The organism is Streptomyces sp. NPDC039423 (assembly GCF_055598725.1).
Map to the genome: position 1 here is coordinate 512,268 of NZ_JBVKAH010000002.1, position 19,569 is coordinate 531,836.

A 19,569-nucleotide genomic window follows, 5' to 3' on the forward strand; every position below is an offset into this window, starting at 1 on the left:
GTCACATCCCCCATTGTGAAGCCATGTGCACCGATTCCACTCCCCCGGGGCTTGGGCCGCACGGGTGGAGTTCGAGCGCCGGGCCGCCGTGTCGCCGCCGCGGAGCCCTCCCGGTCGCTTTCAGTGTATGGGCAATAGGTGTGATCATCTCTAAATTCCACAAAACAGGACGAAGAGGTACAAGACATGTCCCACGTCGGCGCCCCTCGGGGGAGGACATGCTCCCGGGGACCCCGTTCCCGCACGCTGCGGTCCGCCGTCCTCCTCACCACCGGCGTACTCGCCGTCTCCGTGCTGGGCGGCTGCAGCTCCCCCGAGGAGGAGAGCGACGCCAAGGCCGTACCCCAGGACATCGCCCACGCCGCCCGCGCCAAGGTCGCCGACGGCGGCACCCTGCGCTGGGCGGTCGACGCGATGCCCACCACCCTCAACGCCTTCCAGGCGGACGCCGACGCCACCACCACCCGCATCACCCAGGCCGTCCTGCCCACCCTCTTCACCCTCGACGAGCGCGGCCGCCCCCAGCGCAACGCCGACTACCTGGAATCCGCCGAGATCGTCGAGCGCGAGCCCAAGCAGGTGGTCCTCTACAAGCTCAACCAGCAGGCGGTGTGGAGCGACGGCCGCGAGATCGGCGCTCCCGACTTCGTCGCCCAGTGGCGGGCGCTCAGCGGCAAGGACTCCGCCTACTGGACCGCCCGCAACGCGGGCTACGAGCGCATCGAGAAGATCGAGCGCGGCGCCGGCGACCTGGAGGTCCGGGTCACCTTCAACAAGCCGTACACCGACTGGCGCGCCCTGTTCTCGCCGCTCTACCCCAAAGAGGTGATGGCGACCCCGGCCGCCTTCAACGACGAGGCCCGCACCCGGCTGGCGTCGACCGCCGGCCCCTTCCAGCTCAAGGGCGTCGACTCCCGCGCCGGCACGGCCACGCTCGTCCGCAACCCCCGCTGGTGGGGGGAGCCGGCCAAGCTGGACGCGATCGTGCTGCGCGCCGTCCCGCGCACCGGCCGCGCCACCGCCCTCGCCGCCGGGACCGTCGACCTCGCCGAGATCGACCCCGCCACGGCGGACCGCATCACCCGCGCGGCACAGCAGAAGGACGGCGCGGCCCACGGCAAGGCCGGCACGCCCGCCGGGGGCGCCGGTGCCGCCAAGGCCCCGCTCCCCGCGGCGGCCGGCCCCAAGGACCAGCAGGACCGGCAGGACCAGCAGTCCCTGGCGGCCCGGGCCGCCGAGGGGCGGGTCCTGCGCGGCTGGGTGGTGCGCAAGTCCCTGGAGCCGGCGTACACGCAGCTCGCGCTGAACGGCGAGAGCGGGCCGCTGTCCGACGAGCGGGTGCGCCGCGCGGTGGCCCGCGCCCTGGACCGCCGGGAGCTGGCCGAGGCGGTCCTCAAGCCGCTGGGGCTGCCCGCCCAGCCGGTCGGCAGCCATCTCGCGCTCGCCGGGCAGCAGGCGTACGCCGACAGCAGCGGCGCCCTGGGCGGCCAGGACACCGAGGAGGCCCAGGAACTGCTGGCCGACGCGGGCTGGACGCGTGGCGGCGCCCGTAAGCCCGCCGCCCCGAAGGCGGGCGCGAAGGCCGGCGCCGGGGCGTCCCCCGCCGCCCACGGCCCGGTCGCGGGCGGGAAGAACGGCGGGAAGGCCGACGTACCGTCCGACGAGGGCCTGTACATCGTCGGCGACGACAAGCCGGCCATCGGCGGCGACGACAAGCCGGCCATCGGCGGCAACGACGGCCCCGAGGGCACGTACGTCCTGGCCCCCGCCCCCGCCGCGGCGGCCCAGGGCATCGCCCTCCACCGCCAGGCCGAGGGCCAGGCGCACCGGCGGACCGCCGTCCTGGAGGACACCGACACCGACACCGACACCGGCGCGGCCGCCCGGTCCGAGGCGCAGGGCGGCGGCGTCCCCGGCGCCTACGCGCCCGTCGGCACCGCCGCCCCCGCCCCGGCGGGCCCCGCGGGCCGCGCGGCCGCCGGCCCGCTCGGCAAGGACGGCCAGCCGCTGACGCTCCGCTTCGTCCTCCCGTCGGGCCCCGACTCGCAGACGCTGCGGACCGTCGGTGAGAAGATCACCCGCATGCTGGACCGCGTCGGCATCGGCACCGAGATCGTCAAGGTGCCCGACGACAGCTATTTCAAGGACCACATCGCGTCCGGGGCCTACGACCTGGCCCTCTTCTCCTGGCCCGCCACCGCCTTCCCCGCCACCGACGGGCGGCCCATCTTCGCCAAACCGCAGCCCGCCGCCGACGGCTCGCTGCTGGTGGAGCAGAATTACACCCGGGTCGGTACGGACCACATCGACCAGCTCTTCGACCAGGCGGCCGCCGAGCTGGACGAGAAGGCCGCCCGCGACCTGGTGAAGCAGGCCGACGCCCGGATCTGGGCGGCCGCCGGCTCCATCCCGCTCTTCCAGCGGCCGCAGCTCGTGGCGGCCCGCCCGACGGTGGTGAACGCGGGAGCCTTCGGCTTCGCGACCCCCCACTACGAGGACATCGGCTTCCGGCGGAAGTGAGCCGCCGGGGGCGAGCCGCCCGCGGCAGGTAAGGCCAAGCTCAGAATCCGCTCAAGTCACTTGCCCGCCGGTCCCACCGGCGGGCAAGCTCCGTTCCGGACCATGACCCGGGCTCCACCACGCAGCACCCACCCGCGCGCACCGCGGCACCCGCACGCGGGCGCGCACCAGGACCCGTACCCGCCCCCGTACGCGGATCCCGCAGCACCCCGCCACACACCCGTTCGATCTTCTCCGGATGGGCCGGGAAGCCTTGTGCGCCTCGGCCCCGTACCATGGACACAGCCGTGGCGCGTCCGCCCGGCGGGCGTACGAGGAACAAAGAGACGCCGCACCCACGATCCTGAGAGAAGCGCCAGCCACTCATGCCCACGCGCCACGACATCCGTAACGTAGCCATCGTCGCCCACGTCGACCACGGCAAGACGACCATCGTCGACGCCATGCTCAAGCAGGCCGGCGCCTTCGCCGCCCACCAGCTCGACTCGGTCGACGACCGCATGATGGACTCGAACGACCTGGAGCGTGAGAAGGGCATCACGATCCTCGCCAAGAACACGGCGGTGAAGTACCACCCCAAGGACGGCGGGGCGCCCATCACCATCAACATCATCGACACCCCCGGCCACGCCGACTTCGGTGGTGAGGTCGAGCGCGGCCTGTCGATGGTCGACGGCGTGGTGCTCCTCGTGGACGCCTCCGAGGGTCCGCTGCCGCAGACGCGCTTCGTGCTCCGCAAGGCGCTCCAGCGCCGGATGCCCGTCATCCTCTGCATCAACAAGACGGACCGCCCGGACTCCCGGATCGACGAGGTCGTCAACGAGACCTACGACCTGTTCCTGGACCTGGACGCGGACGAGGAGCAGATCGAGTTCCCGATCGTCTACGCCTGCGGCCGTGACGGCATCGCGTCGCTGACCAAGCCGGAGGACGGCACCGTCCCGGCGGACTCCGCCAACCTGGAGCCGTTCTTCTCCACCATCCTGGAGCACATCCCGGCGCCGACGTTCGACGAGGAGGCCCCGCTCCAGGCGCACGTCACCAACCTGGACGCCGACAACTTCCTCGGCCGTATCGCGCTGCTCCGCGTCGAGCAGGGCGAGCTGCGCAAGGGCCAGACGGTCGCGTGGATCAAGCGCGACGGCACCGTCTCCAACGTGCGCATCAGCGAGCTGATGATGACCGAGGCGCTCACCCGCAAGCCGGCCGAGGTGGCCGGCCCCGGTGACATCTGCGCCGTCGCCGGCATCCCGGACATCATGATCGGCGAGACGCTGGCCGACCCGGAGAACCCGGTCGCGCTGCCGCTGATCACGGTCGACGAGCCCGCGATCTCGATGGTCATCGGTACGAACACCTCGCCGCTGGTCGGCCGGGGCGCCACCGGCAAGGGCGCGGACAACAAGGCGGCCGTGAAGGACCGCAAGGTCACCGCCCGCCAGGTGAAGGACCGCCTGGACCGCGAGCTGGTCGGTAACGTCTCGCTGCGCGTCCTCGACACCGAGCGCCCGGACGCCTGGGAGGTGCAGGGCCGCGGTGAGCTGGCGCTGGCCATCCTGGTCGAGCAGATGCGCCGCGAGGGCTTCGAGCTGACCATCGGCAAGCCGCAGGTGGTCACCAAGGAGATCGACGGCAAGGTCCACGAGCCGGTCGAGCGGATGACCATCGACGTGCCCGAGGAGCACATGGGCGCCGTCACGCAGCTCATGGGCGTCCGCAAGGGCCGCATGGACAACATGTCCAACCACGGCTCCGGCTGGGTGCGCATGGAGTTCGTGGTGCCGTCCCGCGGCCTCATCGGCTTCCGTACGGAGTTCCTGACGCAGACGCGCGGCACGGGCATCGCCCACTCCATCCACGAGGGCCACGAGCCGTGGTTCGGCACGCTGACGACCCGTAACAACGGTTCGCTCGTCGCCGACCGCTCCGGCGCCGTCACCGCCTTCGCGATGACCAACCTCCAGGAGCGCGGCGTCCTCTTCGTGGAGCCCGGCACCGAGGTGTACGAGGGCATGATCGTCGGCGAGAACTCGCGCTCCGACGACATGGACGTCAACATCACCAAGGAGAAGAAGCTCACGAACATGCGGTCGTCCTCGGCCGACTCGTTCGAGGCGATCGTCCCGCCGCGCAAGCTCTCCCTGGAGCAGTCCCTGGAGTTCTGCCGCGACGACGAGTGCGTCGAGGTGACCCCCGAGGCCGTACGCATCCGCAAGGTGAACCTGGACCAGCGCGAGCGCGCCCGCGCCGCCTCGCGCGCCAAGAACGGCTGACACGGCCCCAGGGCCCGCCCGCCGGGCCCGCCGGCCGCCGACTCCCCGTCCGGGAAGGGTTCATCCCTTCCCCGGCGGGGAGTTTTTCCTGCGCCCGCGCCGGGCAGGGAAGGGTCGCCGACCGACCGCTCGTCAACGCTTTTTCACCGCCGAAGCGTCCGGATATCGACCGTCGCTCTCCGGAACATGTGTTAACGGTCCGTTTCGCGGGTGTCTGTCTGTGCTCGCTTTGTCCGGATTTCGGTCTTCGGCCCCTTGGTGATGTTGCCAAAACGAGACCCTTTAAGTGTGGTTTACGGCCCGGACGTACTTAATAGTTGGCTCCATTGAGCTCGGGTCAATGGGTCACGCGCTGTGGGGAGCGCCGACTCACGAGCACACTCGGGGCACTTGGGTCATCGCCGTCAGGGGTGTCGGCGTGCAACCTCGAAGTGCCCTTCTCGTAGTGACAAGTGGACTCATGAGGAGGAACCCATGCGCGGTGCCAAGAGCGCCAAGTGGGTCGCGGGCGCGATAGTCGTCGCCCTGGCAGCAACGGCTTGTGGCGGTGGCGGTAGCGAAGGCAAGAGCGGGGGCGCCCGCCAGGTCGTGATGGAGCTCGGCGAGCCCCAGAACGGTCTGATCCCTTCGAACACGTACGAGTCCGAGGGCTCCGAGGTCATGAACGCGCTGTTCACCGGCCTCGTCAAGTACGACGAGAAGAACGAGACCCAGCTCGACATGGCCGCGTCGATCGAGACCAAGGACAGCAAGGTCTGGACGATCAAGCTGAAGGACGGCTACACCTTCCACAACGGTGAGGCCGTCACCGCGCAGTCCTTCGCGGACGCCTGGAACTACGGCGCCAACCAGGACAACACGCAGGAGACGAACCCGCTCTACAACAAGATCGACGGGTACGCCGACCTGAACCCGGGCGCGGGCAAGAAGCCCGCGACGGACAAGATGAAGGGCCTGAAGGTCGTCGACGAGAAGACCCTCGAGGTCACGCTCACGGCCCCGTTCAGCGCCTTCAAGACCATGCTGGGCTTCAACGCGTTCTTCCCGCTGCCGAAGGCCTTCTTCAAGGACCCGAAGGGCTTCGAGACCGCGCCCATCGGCAACGGCATGTTCAAGATGGACGGCAAGTTCGTCCGTAACCAGCAGATCAAGACCGTCAAGTACGACAAGCACCCCGACGCGTCGCAGATCAAGGTCTCGGGCGTCACGTTCAAGATCTACAACAACCAGGACACGGCCTACCGTGACCTGCTCGGCGGCCGCGTCGACATCATGGACACCGTTCCGCTGTCCGCGATGACCACCGCCGCGAAGGACCTCGGCGACCGCTACATCCAGGGCACCGACTCGGGCGTCGGCTACATCGGCTTCCCGATCAAGTACAACAAGGTCTACGCGAAGCCGGAGATCCGCAAGGCGATCTCCCAGGCGATCGACCGCAAGGCGATCACCGAGAAGATCTTCGTCAACACCCGTACGCCGGCGGACGACTTCATCAACCCGCTGGTCCCGGGCTACCGCAGCGGTGCCTGTGGCGCCCCCTGCACCTTCGACCCGGCCGCGGCCAAGAAGGCCTTCGACGCCGCGGGCGGCCTGCCGGGCAACAAGATGGAGCTCGGCTACAACGCCGACGGCGGCCACAAGGACTGGATCGAGGCCGTCGCCGCGCAGCTCGAGAAGAACCTCGGCGTCGACGTCACCGTCAAGCCGTTCGAGCAGTTCCAGACCATCCTGAACGACCTCGGCGAGAAGAAGTACGGCGGCGCGTTCCGTCTGGCCTGGTCCATGGACTACCCGCACGCGGAGAACTACCTGCGTCCGGTCTTCTCCCAGGACGCCATCGAGAACGGCTCCAACTACTCGGGCTACGTCAACCCGCAGGTCGAGAAGCTCCTCGACCAGGGCGACACGGCGACCACCGAGGACGCCGCCATCAAGGCGTACCAGCAGGCTGACGACCTCATCCTGAAGGACATGCCTTACATCCCGGTGTACTTCTACAAGCTGAACGCCGGCGTCAGCAAGAACGTCAAGCCGGGCGTGCGGATCGACAACATGACCCAGATCGACTGGACCACGGTCAACCCCGCCTGACGGTTCGGAGGATCTCCTCCCGGGAGATCCTGACAGCAGTGGGGGTGACGGGGTTCTGCCCCGTCACCCCCCTTCTGCCGTCCGTTGTCGATTACCCCTCACCCGGGGCGGGGCCCATTGGTGTGCCCCTCCCGGTATCCGTACAACTGGAGACCTGATGGGTCGTTATGTGATCAGGCGTCTTCTGCAGGCGATACCCGTACTGCTCGGCGCGACAATTCTTCTCTACTGCCTCGTCTTCCTGCTGCCCGGTGACCCGATCCAGGCACTGGCCGGAGAGAAGCGGGCGGACCCGGCCATCGCAGCGATCCTGCGAGAGCAGTACCACCTCAATGACCCGCTCTACATGCGGTACTGGTACTACATCTCCGGAGTGCTCACCGGGGACTTCGGCACCGACTTCACCGGCCGCGCGGTGTCCGAGATCATGGGCGAGACCTTCCCGGTCACGCTCCGGCTGGCGGCGATCGCCTTCGTCGTCGAGTCCATCGTCGGTATCGTCGCGGGTGTGTTCGCGGCGCTCGGCCGTGGCAAGTTCCTCGACAACGTCGTGCTCCTGTCGACCCTTCTCCTGGTCTCCATCCCGGTGTTCGTGCTCGGCAACGTCCTCCAGCTCGTGCTCGGCGTCCAGTGGGCGATCGCGCCGATCTCGTACGACGCCGAGGACATCACCACCCTGATCCTCCCCGGCACCGTGCTGGCCTCGGTCTCGCTCGCGTACATCGCGCGGCTGACCCGGACCAGCATGATCGAGACGATGCGCGCCGACTACGTGCGCACCGCGACCGCCAAGGGTCTGAGCCGGTCCCGCGTCATCGTGCGCCACGGTCTGCGCAACGCGATGATCCCGATCATCACCTTCCTCGGTGTCGACCTCGGCTCCCTCATGGGCGGCGCGATCATCACCGAGCGCATCTTCAACATCCCCGGCATCGGCGGCACCCTCTACCAGGCCGTGTACCTGCGCCAGGGGACGACCGTCGTCAGCATCGTGACGGTGCTCGTCCTCGTCTACATCGCCGCGAACCTGATCGTGGACCTGCTCTACGCCGTGCTCGACCCGAGGATCCGCTATGCCTGAGAACACCTCCACCACCGTCGAGGAGAGCGAGGCCGTCAAGACGGCCGCGCCCGGCAGCCCCGTCCGCACCAAGCAGGACAAGCCCGAGCGGGTCGCCAGCATGTGGAGCGACGCCCGGCGCGACCTGATGCGCAACTGGGTGTTCCTGGTCTCCGCGGTGCTGATCCTGTTCCTGCTGGTCATGGCGGCCCTGCCGCAGCTGTTCACCAGCGGCGACCCGTACGCCAAGGGCTTCTGCGACCTGTCCAACTCGGTCACCCCGCCCAGCGGCGCGCACTGGTTCGGCTTCGACGTCCAGGGCTGCGACATCTACACCCGCACGATCTACGGCACCCGCAACTCGATCATCGTGGGTGTCCTGACGTCGGTGCTGACGACGCTCGCCGGCGGCGTGCTCGGCATGATCGCCGGTCTGCGCGGCGGCTGGCTGGACGCCGTGGTGTCCCGCTTCACCGAGATCTGGTTCGCCATCCCGACCCTGCTCGGCGGTCTGCTGGTGCTGGCGATGCTGGGCACCGGCAACGTCGTCACCGTCTCGCTGATCATGGCCGTGCTCGGCTGGCCGCAGCTCTTCCGCATCATGCGCGGTTCGGTGATCACCAACAAGCAGAACGACTACGTGATGGCGGCCCGCGCCCTGGGTGCCGGCGGCTGGCGCATCGCGATGCGCCACATCCTGCCGAACGCGCTCGCGCCGGTCATCGTCGTCACGACGATCAACCTCGGCGTCTACATCTCGGCCGAGGCGGCGTTCTCCTACCTCGGCATCGGTGTCCAGTCCCCGAACATCTCCTGGGGCCTGATGATCAGTGACGGCCAGGACCGCTTCCTGAGCAGCCCGCACATGGTGCTCTTCCCGTCGCTGTTCCTGAGCATCACGGTCCTCGCGTTCATCATGCTCGGCGAAGCTGTTCGCGACGCCCTCGACCCCAAGCTGCGCTAGGAGGGCGTACGTTGACCACCATCGACAACAAGACGAGCGCGCCGGGCGCCACGAGCGCCCCGCTCCTCGAAGTGCGCGACCTGCACGTCGAGTTCCACACCCGCGACGGTGTCGCCAAGGCCATCAACGGCGTGAGCTACAGCGTCGACGCCGGTGAGACCCTCGCCGTCCTCGGCGAGTCCGGCTCCGGCAAGTCGGTCACCGCCCAGGCGATCATGGGCATCCTCGACATGCCGCCCGGCCGGATCCCCAAGGGCGAGATCCTGTTCCACGGCCAGGACATGCTGAAGATGTCCGCCGAGGAGCGCCGCAAGATCCGCGGCCGCCGGATCGCGATGATCTTCCAGGACGCGCTCTCCGCGCTGAACCCGGTGCTGACCGTCGGCTACCAGCTCGGCGAGATGTACCGCGTGCACCTGGGCATGTCCCGCAAGGACGCCAAGGCCAAGGCCATCGAGCTGATGGACCGGGTGAAGATCCCGGCCGCCGCGGCGCGGGTGAACGACTACCCGCACCAGTTCTCCGGCGGTATGCGCCAGCGCATCATGATCGCCATGGCGATGGCCCTGGAGCCGGACCTGATCATCGCGGACGAGCCGACCACCGCGCTCGACGTGACCGTCCAGGCCCAGGTCATGGACCTGCTCGCGGAGCTCCAGCGCGAGGAGAACATGGGCATGATCCTGATCACCCACGACCTGGGTGTGGTCGCCGACGTCGCCGACAAGATCGCGGTGATGTACGCCGGCCGGATCGTCGAGAACGCGCCCGTCCACGAGCTGTACAAGCGCCCCGCGCACCCGTACACCCGTGGCCTGCTCGACTCCATCCCGCGCCTGGACCAGAAGGGCCAGGAGCTGTACGCGATCAAGGGCCTGCCGCCCAACCTGATGAAGATCCCGCCGGGCTGCGCCTTCAACCCGCGCTGCCCCAAGGCGGACGACATCTGCCGTACGGAGATCCCGGCCCTGGTGCCGGTGACGGAGCAGGACGGTGGCGAGCTGCCGGGCCGCGGCAGCGCGTGCCACTTCTGGAAGGAGACGATCCATGGCTGAGCTCAGCAAGCCCGCCACGTCGGCACAGGACGCGGCCGTGGACGCGACCCCGAACGTCACCGAGGTGGAGACGGTCGAGGCGGCCACCGAGACCGCCGCCGTCGCGGCCATCGAGGCCCCGGTGGAGCGCGGTGAGCCGATCCTCCAGGTGCGCGGTCTGGTGAAGCACTTCCCGCTGACCCAGGGCATCCTGTTCAAGAAGCAGGTCGGCGCGGTCAAGGCCGTGGACGGGGTCTCCTTCGACCTCTACCAGGGCGAGACGCTCGGCATCGTCGGCGAGTCCGGCTGTGGCAAGTCCACGGTCGCCAAGCTGCTGATGATGCTGGAGACGGCGACCGCGGGCGAGATCTTCTACAAGGGCCAGGACATCACCAAGCTGTCCGGCCGGGCGCTGAAGGCGGTCCGCCGGAACATCCAGATGGTGTTCCAGGACCCGTACACCTCGCTGAACCCGCGGATGACGGTGGGCGACATCATCGGCGAGCCCTTCGAGATCCATCCCGAGGTGGCCCCGAAGGGCGACCGGCGCCGCAAGGTGCAGGAGCTGCTGGACGTCGTCGGTCTGAACCCCGAGTACATCAACCGCTACCCGCACCAGTTCTCCGGCGGTCAGCGCCAGCGCATCGGCATCGCCCGCGGCCTGGCCCTCAACCCGGAGATCATCATCTGCGACGAGCCGGTCTCGGCGCTGGACGTCTCGGTGCAGGCGCAGGTCGTCAACCTGATGGAGAAGCTCCAGGACGAGTTCAACCTCTCCTACCTCTTCATCGCGCACGACCTGTCGATCGTCCGGCACATCTCCGACCGCGTCGGCGTGATGTACCTGGGCAAGATGGCGGAGATCGGTACGGACGTCCAGATCTACGACCACCCGACGCACCCCTACACCCAGGCGCTGCTGTCGGCCGTCCCCGTCCCGGACCCGGACGCCCGCGACGGCCGCGAGCGGATCATCCTCACCGGTGACGTCCCGTCTCCGGCCAACCCGCCGTCCGGCTGCCGCTTCCGCACCCGGTGCTGGAAGGCCGAGGACAAGTGCGCCACCGAGGTGCCGCTGCTGGCGATCCCCGAGCGCTTCCAGGGCTCGGACAGCCCGGCCGCGCACGAGTCGGCGTGCCACTTCGCCGAGGAGAAGGACGTCGTCCACGCGGCCTAGGCAGTGTCCGTAGTCGCGTACGGCTCACCGCGCACGAGGGTGCCCCGGCCGGATCCCGGCCGGGGCACCCGTGCGTCCGCGGCCGGGTCCGGTTCCGGGCGCGCACCCGCGTCCCGCATGCGGGTGGTGCCGTGCCCGTACGGGCGGACAAAGAGTGCGATACCCGTGCGTATGCGGTGGTATGTGGGCCTAGGCGAGTCCGAGGACCACGGGAGGCACCCATGCGCCGAGCCACCAGGCACGCCCAGTGGGCCGCGTGCGCGACCGCCGTCGCCCTCGCGGCGACCGCCTGCGGGGGCGGCGCCGACAGCGGCGGCGGAGCCGACGGGATCCTCAGCTCCTCCTGGGGCGACCCCCAGAACCCCATCGAGCCGGCCAACACCAATGAGGTCCAGGGCGGCAAGGTCCTCGACATGCTCTTCCGCGGCCTGAAGAAGTACGACCCGAAGACCGGCGAGGCCAAGGACATGGTCGCCGAGAAGATCGAGACCACCGACTCCCGGAACTTCACCATCACGCTGAAGCCCGGCTGGAAGTTCAGCAACGGCGAGCCGGTCACCGCCCGCTCCTTCACCGACGCCTGGAACTACGGCGCCCACGTCGAGAACAAGCAGGCCAACTCGCCGTTCTTCAGCGACATCGTCGGCTACGAGGAGGTCCACCCCGCCTCCGGCACCGCCAAGGCCACGACCATGCGCGGACTGGTCGTCAAGAACGACCGCACCTTCACCGTCGCGCTCAAGGACACGTTCTCGAGCTGGCCCGAGACCCTCGGCTACCAGGCCTTCGTCCCGCTGCCCAAGGTGTTCTTCACCGACCACGACGCCTGGCTCGCCAAGCCCATCGGCAACGGCCCCTACACCGTCGAGTCCTACGCCCGCGGCAGCGGCATGAAACTGCGCCGCTGGGACGGCTACACCGGCGAGGACAAGGCGCAGAACGGCGGTGTCGACCTCACCGTCTACACCGACAACAACACCGCCTACACCGACCTGATCGCCGGCAACCTCGACCTCGTCGACGACGTACCCGCCCAGCAGCTCAAGAACGTCAAGAACGACCTCGGCGACCGCTACATCAACCAGCCCGCCCTCATCATCCAGACCCTCGTCTTCCCGCTCTACCGGCCCGAGTGGAACAAGGCCGGCATGGAGAAGGTCCGCCGCGGCCTGTCCAGGGCGATCAACCGCGAGGAGATCACCAAGCAGATCTTCCAGGGCACCCGCACCCCCGCCAAGGACTGGACCTCACCGGCCCTCGGCGCCGACGGCGGCTACAAGGAGCTCTGCGGCGACGCCTGCGACTACGACCCCGCCGCGGCCAAACGGCTCATCGAGGAGGGCGGCGGGCTGCCCGGCGGCAAGGTGACGCTCACCTCCAACGTCGACACCGGCTCCCACCGCGCCTGGATGGACGCCGTCTGCAACAGCGTCAACAACGCGCTCGGCCGGGGCGCCGTCTGCACCGTCAACCCCATCGGCACCTTCGCCGACTTCCGCAACCAGCAGACCACCTTCAAGCTCAGCGGCCCCTTCCGCTCCGGCTGGCAGGCCGACTACCCGCTGATCCAGAACTTCCTCGAACCGCTCTACTACACCGGCGGCTCCTCCAACTACGGCAAGTTCAGCAACAAGCAGTTCGACGCCCTCGTCGACAAGGCCAACCGCGAGGCCGACCGGGCGACCGCCGTCAAGGACTTCCAGGCCGCCGAGCAGATCCTCGCCGAACAGATGCCGGCCATCCCCCTCTGGTACCAGAACGGCAGCGCCGGCTACTCCGAGCGGCTCTCCGACGTCGCCCTCAACCAGTTCAGCGTCCCCGTCTACGACCAGATCAAGGTCGGCTGACACCCGCCACCTCCCCCACCGGAGCCCCCATGGGACGCTACGTGATCCGGCGGCTGCTCCAGATGATCCCGGTGTTCATCGGCAGCACGTTCCTCATCTTCTTCATGGTGTACGCGCTCGGCGACCCGGTCGCGGCCCTGTTCGGCGACAAGGCACCCGACCCCGCCACCGCCGCCCGCATCCGTGAGGACCTCCACCTCGACGAGCCGCTGTGGAAGCAGTACCTGCTCTACATGGGCGCGATCTTCCAGGGCGACTTCGGCACCGCGTTCAACGGCCAGCCGGTCACCGAACTGATGGCCTCCGCCTTCCCCGTCACCCTCCGCCTCACCGTGGTCGCCATCGTCATCGAGATCGTCGTCGGCATCACCCTCGGCGTCGTCAGCGGCCTCAAACGCGGCCGCCCCCTCGACACCGGCCTGCTCGTCCTCACCCTCGTCGTCATCTCCATCCCCACCTTCGTCTCCGGCTACCTCCTCCAGTTCCTCTTCGGCGTCAGATGGGGCTGGGTGCGCCCCTCCGTCTCCTCCGACGCCCGCATCGACGAACTGATCCTCCCCGGCGTCGTCCTCGCCCTCGTCTCCCTCGCCTACGTCACCCGCCTCAGCCGCACCTCCATCGCCGAGAACGTCCGCGCCGACTACGTCCGCACCGCCGTCGCCAAAGGCCTGCCGCGCCGCCGGGTCATCACCCGCCACCTGCTGCGCAACTCCCTCATCCCGGTCGTCACCTTCATCGGCGCCGACATCGGCGCGCTGATGGGCGGAGCGATCGTCACCGAGCGGATCTTCAACATCCACGGCGTCGGCTACCAGCTCTACCAGGGCATCCTCCGCAACAACGCGCCCACCGTCGTCGGCTTCGTGACCATCCTCGTGATCGTCTTCCTGGTGGCGAACCTGCTCGTCGACCTGCTCTACGCGGTCCTGGACCCGAGGATCCGTTATGCCTGAGCCCGACCCGTACGAGAACCCGAGGGAGGCCATCGCCCCCACCGGCGCGGGCGGCGGCATGGACCTCGCCATGAGCGAGGCCGAGACGCTGCGCCCCACGACCGGCAGACCCCGCAGCCTGTGGTCCGACGCCTGGCACCAACTGCGCCGCAACCCCGTCTTCCTGGTGTCCGCGCTGCTGATCGTCTTCCTCGTCCTCATCGCCATCTGGCCGCAGATCCTCACCAGCGCCGACCCGCTCCAGTGCGACCTGTCCAAGTCGCAGCAGGGATCCTCCCCCGGCCACCCCTTCGGGTACGACACCCAGGGCTGCGACGTGTACACCCGCACCGTGTACGGGGCCCGGGCCTCCATCACCGTCGGCGTCTGCGCCACCCTCGGCGCCGCCCTGCTCGGCAGCCTGCTGGGCGGGCTCGCCGGGTTCTTCGGCGGCTGGTGGGACGCGCTGCTCTCCCGGGTCGCCGACGTCTTCTTCGGCATCCCCGTCGTCCTCGGCGGCCTGGTCTTCCTGTCCGTCGTCACCAGCTCCACCGTCTGGCCGGTGGTCGGCTTCATCGTGCTGCTCGGCTGGCCCCAGCTCGCCCGTATCGCCCGCGGCTCCGTCATCACCGCCAAGGAGAACGACTACGTCCAGGCCGCCCGCGCCCTCGGCGCCGGCAGCGGCCGGATGCTGCTGCGCCACGTGGCGCCCAACGCGGTCGCGCCCGTCATCGTCGTCGCCACCATCGCCCTCGGCACCTACATCGCCCTGGAGGCCACCCTGTCGTTCCTCGGCGTCGGACTGCGGCCGCCCACCGTCTCCTGGGGCATCGACATCTCCAACGCCGCCCCCCAGATCCGCAACGCCCCCCACATGCTGCTGTGGCCCGCTGGCGCCCTCAGCATCACCGTCCTGGCGTTCATCATGCTCGGCGACGCGGTGCGCGACGCCCTCGACCCGAAGCTGCGGTAGGCCCACCATGCTGCTCGAAGTACGCGACCTGTACGTGGAGTTCCGCACCCGGGACGGGATCGCCAGGGCCGTCAACGGCGTCACGTACTCCGTGGACGCCGGCGAGACCCTCGCCGTGCTCGGCGAGTCCGGCTCCGGCAAGTCCGTCACCGCCCAGGCCGTCATGGGCATCCTCGACACCCCGCCCGGGCGGATCACCGGCGGCGAGGTCCTCTTCCAGGGGCAGGACCTGCTGACGCTCAAGGAGGACGCCCGGCGCGCCGTACGCGGCGCCCGGATGGCGATGATCTTCCAGGACGCGCTGTCGTCCCTCAACCCCGTCCTCACCGTCGGCGACCAGCTCGGCGAGATGTTCGTCGTCCACCGCGGCATGTCCAGGAAGGACGCCCGGGCCAAGGCCGTTGAGCTGATGGACCGCGTCCGCATCCCCGGCGCCGCGCAACGCGTCGGCCAGTACCCCCACCAGTTCTCCGGCGGCATGCGCCAGCGCATCATGATCGCCATGGCGATGGCGCTGGAACCGGCGCTCATCATCGCCGACGAACCCACCACCGCCCTCGACGTCACCGTCCAGGCCCAGGTCATGGAACTCCTCGCCGGACTCCAGCGGGAAATCGGCATGGGCCTCATCCTCATCACCCACGACCTCGGCGTCGTCGCCGACGTCGCCGACCGGATCGCCGTGATGTACGCCGGGCGGATCGTCGAGACCGCGCCCGTCCACGACATCTACAAAAGCGCCGCTCATCCCTACACCGAGGGCCTGCTGCGGTCCATCCCGCGCCTCGACCGCAAGGGCAAGGAGCTGTACGCCATCAAGGGCCTCCCGCCGAACCTCACGGCCATCCCGCCCGGCTGCCCCTTCCACCCCCGCTGCCCCCGCGCCCGCGACGTGTGCCGCGTCGACGTCCCCCCGCTGTACCGGGTAGCCGAGGACCGGCGCAGCGCCTGCCACTTCTGGGAGGAGACGGTCCATGCCTCCTCTTCTTGAGGTGCGCGAGCTCGTCAAGCACTACCCGCTGACCCGGGGCGTCCTCTTCCGCAAGCACATCGGCGCCGTCAAGGCGGTCGACGGCGTCTCCTTCGCCCTCCAGCCCGGCGAGACCCTCGGCATCGTCGGCGAGTCCGGCTGCGGCAAGTCCACGGTCGCCAAGATGCTCGTCAGCCTGGAACGCCCCACCGCCGGACAGATCCTCTACAAGGGCGAGGACATCACCAGGCTGTCCGGCCGGGCGCTGAAGGCGGTCCGCCGGAACATCCAGATGGTGTTCCAGGACCCGTACACCTCGCTCAACCCGCGGATGACGGTGGGCGACATCATCGGCGAGCCGTACGAGATCCACCCCGAGGCGGCCCCCAAGGGCGACCGGCGCCGCAAGGTGCAGGAGCTGCTGGACGTCGTCGGCCTGAACCCCGAGTACATCAACCGCTACCCGCACCAGTTCTCCGGCGGCCAGCGCCAGCGCATCGGCATCGCCCGCGGCCTCGCCCTCCGGCCCGAGGTCATCGTGGCCGACGAACCGGTCTCGGCCCTCGACGTCTCCGTCCAGGCCCAGGTCGTCAACCTGATGGAACGGCTCCAGGACGCCTTCGGCCTGTCGTACGTGTTCATCGCGCACGACCTGTCCATCGTCCGGCACATCTCCGACCGCGTCGGCGTGATGTACCTCGGGCGGATCGTCGAGACCGGCACCGACACCGAGATCTACGACCACCCCACCCACCCCTACACCCAGGCGCTGCTGTCGGCCGTGCCCGTACCCGACCCGACGACCCGGGGACGGCGCGAGCGGATCCTGCTCACCGGCGACGTGCCCTCGCCCACCGACATCCCCTCCGGCTGCCGCTTCCGCACCCGCTGCTGGAAGGCGCGCGAACGCTGCGCCACCGAGGTGCCGCTGCTCGCGGTCCCGGCCGTCTTCCGCGACAGCGACACCCCGGCGCGGCACGACTCGGCGTGCCACTTCGCCGAGGAGAAGCACGTCGTGCCCGGCGGGACCGGGGGGCCGGCGGGCTGACCGTCCGTCAACCTCGTTAACACCCGGGCAACCCGCCCGACCCCGCTCCGATATACGGACACGGCACGCTGGCCACCGTACGGCCGTGCGGGTGCCGTGGACCGGCCGGGGCGCACCACGCCGCCCCGGCCGGTGTGGGCGTCCCCCTTCTGGGCTCGGTTCACCTCCGGGGCGCTGGAGCCGGGCTCACGACCCCGACCGTGCTCGACCCGTTCGTTCCTCACGGGCCTCCGCGCGCTCGGGACCGTTCCCCCGGCGGCGCCCCTTCGGCTCACTCGCCCCCTTTCCGGGCTCGGTTCGCCTCCGGGGCGCTGGAGCCGGGCTCACGACCCCGACCGTGCTCGACCCGTTCGTTCCTCACGGGCCTCCGCGCGCTCGGGACCGTTCCCCCGGCGGCGCCCCTTCGGCTCACTCGCCGGCGCGCCGCCCCGCGTTAGGCGAGCCCCAGCGACCGCTTCAGGAAGTCCACCTGGAGCAGCAGCAGGTTCTCCGCCACCTGCTCCTGCGGCGTCATATGCGTCACGCCCGTCAGCGGCAGCACCTCGTGCGGCCGGCCCGCCGCCAGCAGCGCCGACGACAGTCGCAGCGTGTGCGCCGCCACCACGTTGTCGTCCGCCAGCCCGTGGATCAGCATCAGCGGGCGGTGCGGGTTCTCCGGCGCCGACAGGCCGTCGTCCGTGATCAGCGAGTTCGCCTCGTACACCTCCGGCGCCTCCTCGGGCAGGCCCAGATACCGCTCCATGTAGTGCGTGTCGTACAGCCGCAGGTCGGACATCGGCGCGCCCGCCACCGCCGCGTGGAACACGTCCGGCCGCCGCAGCACCGCCATCGCGGCCAGGTAGCCGCCGAACGACCAGCCCCGCATCGCCACCCGGCCCAGGTCCAGCGGGAACCGGTCCGCCAGCCCGTGCAGCGCCTCGATCTGGTCGTCCAGCGCCAGCGTCAGCCGGTTCTTGACCGCCTTCTCCCAGCCCGGCGACCGGCCCGGAGCGCCCCGCCCGTCCGCCACGACCACCGCGAAACCCTGCTCGGCGAACCACTGCGACGTCAGGTGCGGATTGTGCGCCGCCACCACCCGCTGCCCGTGCGGCCCCCCGTACGGGTCCAGCAGCACCGGCAGCGGCCCGTCGCCCTCCCGGTGGTCCCGGGGCAGCAGCACGGCGCACGGGACGCGGTGCGGGCCCGCCTCGGTGAGCGTCAACCGCGGCGACAGCACCGGCCGCTCCGCGTACGACTCCACCCGCGCCACCGGCTTGCCCTCCCGCAGCACCCGCACCGTCGTCCCCGGCTCACCGGGCCGCGCCGACGCCAGCACCGTCACCGCGCCGGACCGGACCGCCGCGTGCACACCGGGCCCGTCGGAGACGCGCTCCACGCCCAGTTCGTTGACCCGGTACACATGGATCTCGCCAATTTCCGCGTCGACGGCCTCCTCGCCCGCCGACGCCGACACCAGCACGTCGTTCTCGCCGACGTCCAGCACCGCCCGCAGGTGGAGCTGCGCCCCCGTCAGCGTCCGGTCGCCGACGGCCAGCACCCGCGCCCCGCCCTCGTCGGCGATCCGCACCAGCCGCCCGTCCGGCGCCCACGCCGGCACCCCGCCGAGCAGTTCCAGCCAGTCCGGGTCCTCGTCGACGTGCACCGTCCGGGTCGACCCGGACGCGGTGTCCACCGCCAGGTAGAGCTGGGTGCGCTGGTCGCGGGCCTGCACCAGCAGCAGCGGAGCCCCACCGGAGGACCAGTGGACCCGCGCCAGGTACGGGAAGCGCGTACGGTCCCACTCCACCTCCGTACGCGTACCGTCCAGGCCGAGCAGACACAGCGACACCTCCGCGTCCGCCGTCCCCGCCGCCGGGTATGCCACCTTCACCGGCTCCCGGTCCGGATGCGCCGGGTCCGCGATCCACCAGCGCCGCACCGGGCGGTCGTCGGCCCGCGCGACCAGCAGCCGGTCCGACTCCGGCGACCACCAGAAACCGCGCGAGCGGCCCATCTCCTCGGCCGCGATGAACTCCGCGAGCCCGTACGTCACGTGCCCGTCCTCCGGCTCGGCCAGCGCCCGGTCACCGCCCTCGCCCCCGGTGCCCGTCACCCGGAGGGCGCCCCCGCTCACATACGCCACGTGCCGCCCGTCCGGCGACGGCCGCGGGTCGATCACCGGGCCCGGTACGCGCAGCTCACGCGCCGTCCCGGCCCTCAGCTCCGCCACGAACAGCCGCCCCGAGAGCGCGAACGCGGCCAACTCGACGGCCCCGTCCACCGCGTACCCCACGATGCCGCCCGCGCCCTCCCGGCTGCGCTCGCGGCGTGCCCGCTCCTCGGGCGACAACTCCTCCTCCGCGCCGCCCAGCAGCGCCCCGGGATCGGCGGCCACACGCTCCCGCATGCCGTCGTCCAGGTCGAGCACCCACAGCCGGTTCGCTCTGTCGGTGCCGGCGGGGGAGCGGAGGAACACGACCCGGGAGCCGTCCGGCGAGACGGTGAACGCCCGGGGAACACCAAGGGTGTAGCGCTGAGTCCGCGCGTACTGGCGAGGGAATGAGAGCTGTTGCCTGGAGGTCATACGACCGAAACTAGCGGTCGTGCGCCCCCATGTGCTGCCGTGCACCGATCGATGCGTGGGAACGGATAGTTATGATCCGTAGCGCCGGGTGGGTATGTACCCTCCGGCACGTGC

General features: G+C 70.0%; 13 protein-coding genes. 12 read left to right on the top strand and 1 reads right to left on the bottom strand.

Features of this window, described 5'->3' with window-relative positions:
• The first annotated feature begins 186 nt into the window (after nucleotides 1-186).
• The 12 genes from ACZ7LK_RS08370 to ACZ7LK_RS08425 all read left to right on the top strand — a co-directional run bounded on the left by ACZ7LK_RS08370 (nucleotide 187) and on the right by ACZ7LK_RS08425 (nucleotide 16,892).
• On the top strand, nucleotides 187-2,520 hold the full coding sequence (locus ACZ7LK_RS08370) for an ABC transporter family substrate-binding protein (RefSeq protein ID WP_471139091.1): 2,334 nt from the start codon (nucleotides 187-189) through the stop codon (nucleotides 2,518-2,520).
• Between the two features lie 365 nt (nucleotides 2,521-2,885).
• Nucleotides 2,886-4,793 (top strand): translational GTPase TypA, encoded by a 1,908-nt coding sequence (typA, locus tag ACZ7LK_RS08375; RefSeq protein ID WP_392272240.1) that lies wholly within the window; start codon nucleotides 2,886-2,888, stop codon nucleotides 4,791-4,793.
• 474 nt (nucleotides 4,794-5,267) lie between these two features.
• Nucleotides 5,268-6,887, top strand: coding sequence for a peptide ABC transporter substrate-binding protein (locus ACZ7LK_RS08380; RefSeq protein WP_392272239.1), 1,620 nt, complete (start codon nucleotides 5,268-5,270; stop codon nucleotides 6,885-6,887).
• Nucleotides 6,888-7,044: 157 nt separating this feature from the next.
• Nucleotides 7,045-7,968: an ABC transporter permease gene (locus tag ACZ7LK_RS08385; protein ID WP_392272238.1), complete on the top strand. Its 924-nt coding sequence runs from the start codon at nucleotides 7,045-7,047 to the stop codon at nucleotides 7,966-7,968.
• A complete protein-coding gene (locus ACZ7LK_RS08390; protein WP_392272237.1) occupies nucleotides 7,961-8,911 on the top strand; it encodes an ABC transporter permease in 951 nt (316 codons plus the stop codon). Before ACZ7LK_RS08385 ends, ACZ7LK_RS08390 begins: the two co-directional genes overlap by 8 nt.
• A gap of 11 nt (nucleotides 8,912-8,922) precedes the next feature.
• On the top strand, nucleotides 8,923-9,966 hold the full coding sequence (locus ACZ7LK_RS08395) for an ABC transporter ATP-binding protein (RefSeq protein ID WP_392272236.1): 1,044 nt from the start codon (nucleotides 8,923-8,925) through the stop codon (nucleotides 9,964-9,966).
• Nucleotides 9,959-11,122: an ABC transporter ATP-binding protein gene (locus ACZ7LK_RS08400; RefSeq protein ID WP_392272235.1), complete on the top strand. Its 1,164-nt coding sequence runs from the start codon at nucleotides 9,959-9,961 to the stop codon at nucleotides 11,120-11,122. The genes ACZ7LK_RS08395 and ACZ7LK_RS08400 overlap by 8 nt, the downstream gene beginning before the upstream one ends.
• Nucleotides 11,123-11,343: 221 nt before the next feature.
• Nucleotides 11,344-12,969, top strand: coding sequence for a peptide ABC transporter substrate-binding protein (locus ACZ7LK_RS08405; RefSeq protein WP_471139098.1), 1,626 nt, complete (start codon nucleotides 11,344-11,346; stop codon nucleotides 12,967-12,969).
• 29 nt (nucleotides 12,970-12,998) lie between these two features.
• Nucleotides 12,999-13,922, top strand: coding sequence for an ABC transporter permease (locus ACZ7LK_RS08410; protein WP_392272233.1), 924 nt, complete (start codon nucleotides 12,999-13,001; stop codon nucleotides 13,920-13,922).
• A complete protein-coding gene (locus tag ACZ7LK_RS08415; protein ID WP_392272232.1) occupies nucleotides 13,915-14,874 on the top strand; it encodes an ABC transporter permease in 960 nt (319 codons plus the stop codon). Before ACZ7LK_RS08410 ends, ACZ7LK_RS08415 begins: the two co-directional genes overlap by 8 nt.
• 7 nt (nucleotides 14,875-14,881) lie before the next feature.
• Complete coding sequence (locus ACZ7LK_RS08420) at nucleotides 14,882-15,865, top strand: ABC transporter ATP-binding protein (RefSeq protein ID WP_469462477.1); 984 nt, start codon at nucleotides 14,882-14,884, stop codon at nucleotides 15,863-15,865.
• Nucleotides 15,849-16,892: an ABC transporter ATP-binding protein gene (locus ACZ7LK_RS08425; protein WP_392272230.1), complete on the top strand. Its 1,044-nt coding sequence runs from the start codon at nucleotides 15,849-15,851 to the stop codon at nucleotides 16,890-16,892. The genes ACZ7LK_RS08420 and ACZ7LK_RS08425 overlap by 17 nt, the downstream gene beginning before the upstream one ends.
• 433 nt (nucleotides 16,893-17,325) lie before the next feature.
• On the opposite strand, the gene ACZ7LK_RS08430 is transcribed toward ACZ7LK_RS08425, so the two are convergent.
• Entirely contained in the window at nucleotides 17,326-19,455 is a 2,130-nt protein-coding gene (locus ACZ7LK_RS08430; protein ID WP_392272229.1) for a S9 family peptidase, read from the bottom strand.
• Nucleotides 19,456-19,569: the final 114 nt, after the last annotated feature.

Bases quoted from the DNA above. Each gene is read 5' to 3' on its own strand.
- ACZ7LK_RS08370 (WP_471139091.1), top strand. From the start codon at position 187: ATGTCCCACGTCGGCGCCCCTCGGGGGAGGACATGCTCCCGGGGACCC.
- typA (WP_392272240.1), top strand. From the start codon at position 2,886: ATGCCCACGCGCCACGACATCCGTAACGTAGCCATCGTCGCCCACGTC.
- ACZ7LK_RS08380 (WP_392272239.1), top strand. From the start codon at position 5,268: ATGCGCGGTGCCAAGAGCGCCAAGTGGGTCGCGGGCGCGATAGTCGTC.
- ACZ7LK_RS08385 (WP_392272238.1), top strand. From the start codon at position 7,045: ATGGGTCGTTATGTGATCAGGCGTCTTCTGCAGGCGATACCCGTACTG.
- ACZ7LK_RS08390 (WP_392272237.1), top strand. From the start codon at position 7,961: ATGCCTGAGAACACCTCCACCACCGTCGAGGAGAGCGAGGCCGTCAAG.
- ACZ7LK_RS08400 (WP_392272235.1), top strand. From the start codon at position 9,959: ATGGCTGAGCTCAGCAAGCCCGCCACGTCGGCACAGGACGCGGCCGTG.
- ACZ7LK_RS08405 (WP_471139098.1), top strand. From the start codon at position 11,344: ATGCGCCGAGCCACCAGGCACGCCCAGTGGGCCGCGTGCGCGACCGCC.
- ACZ7LK_RS08410 (WP_392272233.1), top strand. From the start codon at position 12,999: ATGGGACGCTACGTGATCCGGCGGCTGCTCCAGATGATCCCGGTGTTC.
- ACZ7LK_RS08415 (WP_392272232.1), top strand. From the start codon at position 13,915: ATGCCTGAGCCCGACCCGTACGAGAACCCGAGGGAGGCCATCGCCCCC.
- ACZ7LK_RS08420 (WP_469462477.1), top strand. From the start codon at position 14,882: ATGCTGCTCGAAGTACGCGACCTGTACGTGGAGTTCCGCACCCGGGAC.
- ACZ7LK_RS08425 (WP_392272230.1), top strand. From the start codon at position 15,849: ATGCCTCCTCTTCTTGAGGTGCGCGAGCTCGTCAAGCACTACCCGCTG.
- ACZ7LK_RS08430 (WP_392272229.1), bottom strand. From the start codon at position 19,455: ATGACCTCCAGGCAACAGCTCTCATTCCCTCGCCAGTACGCGCGGACT.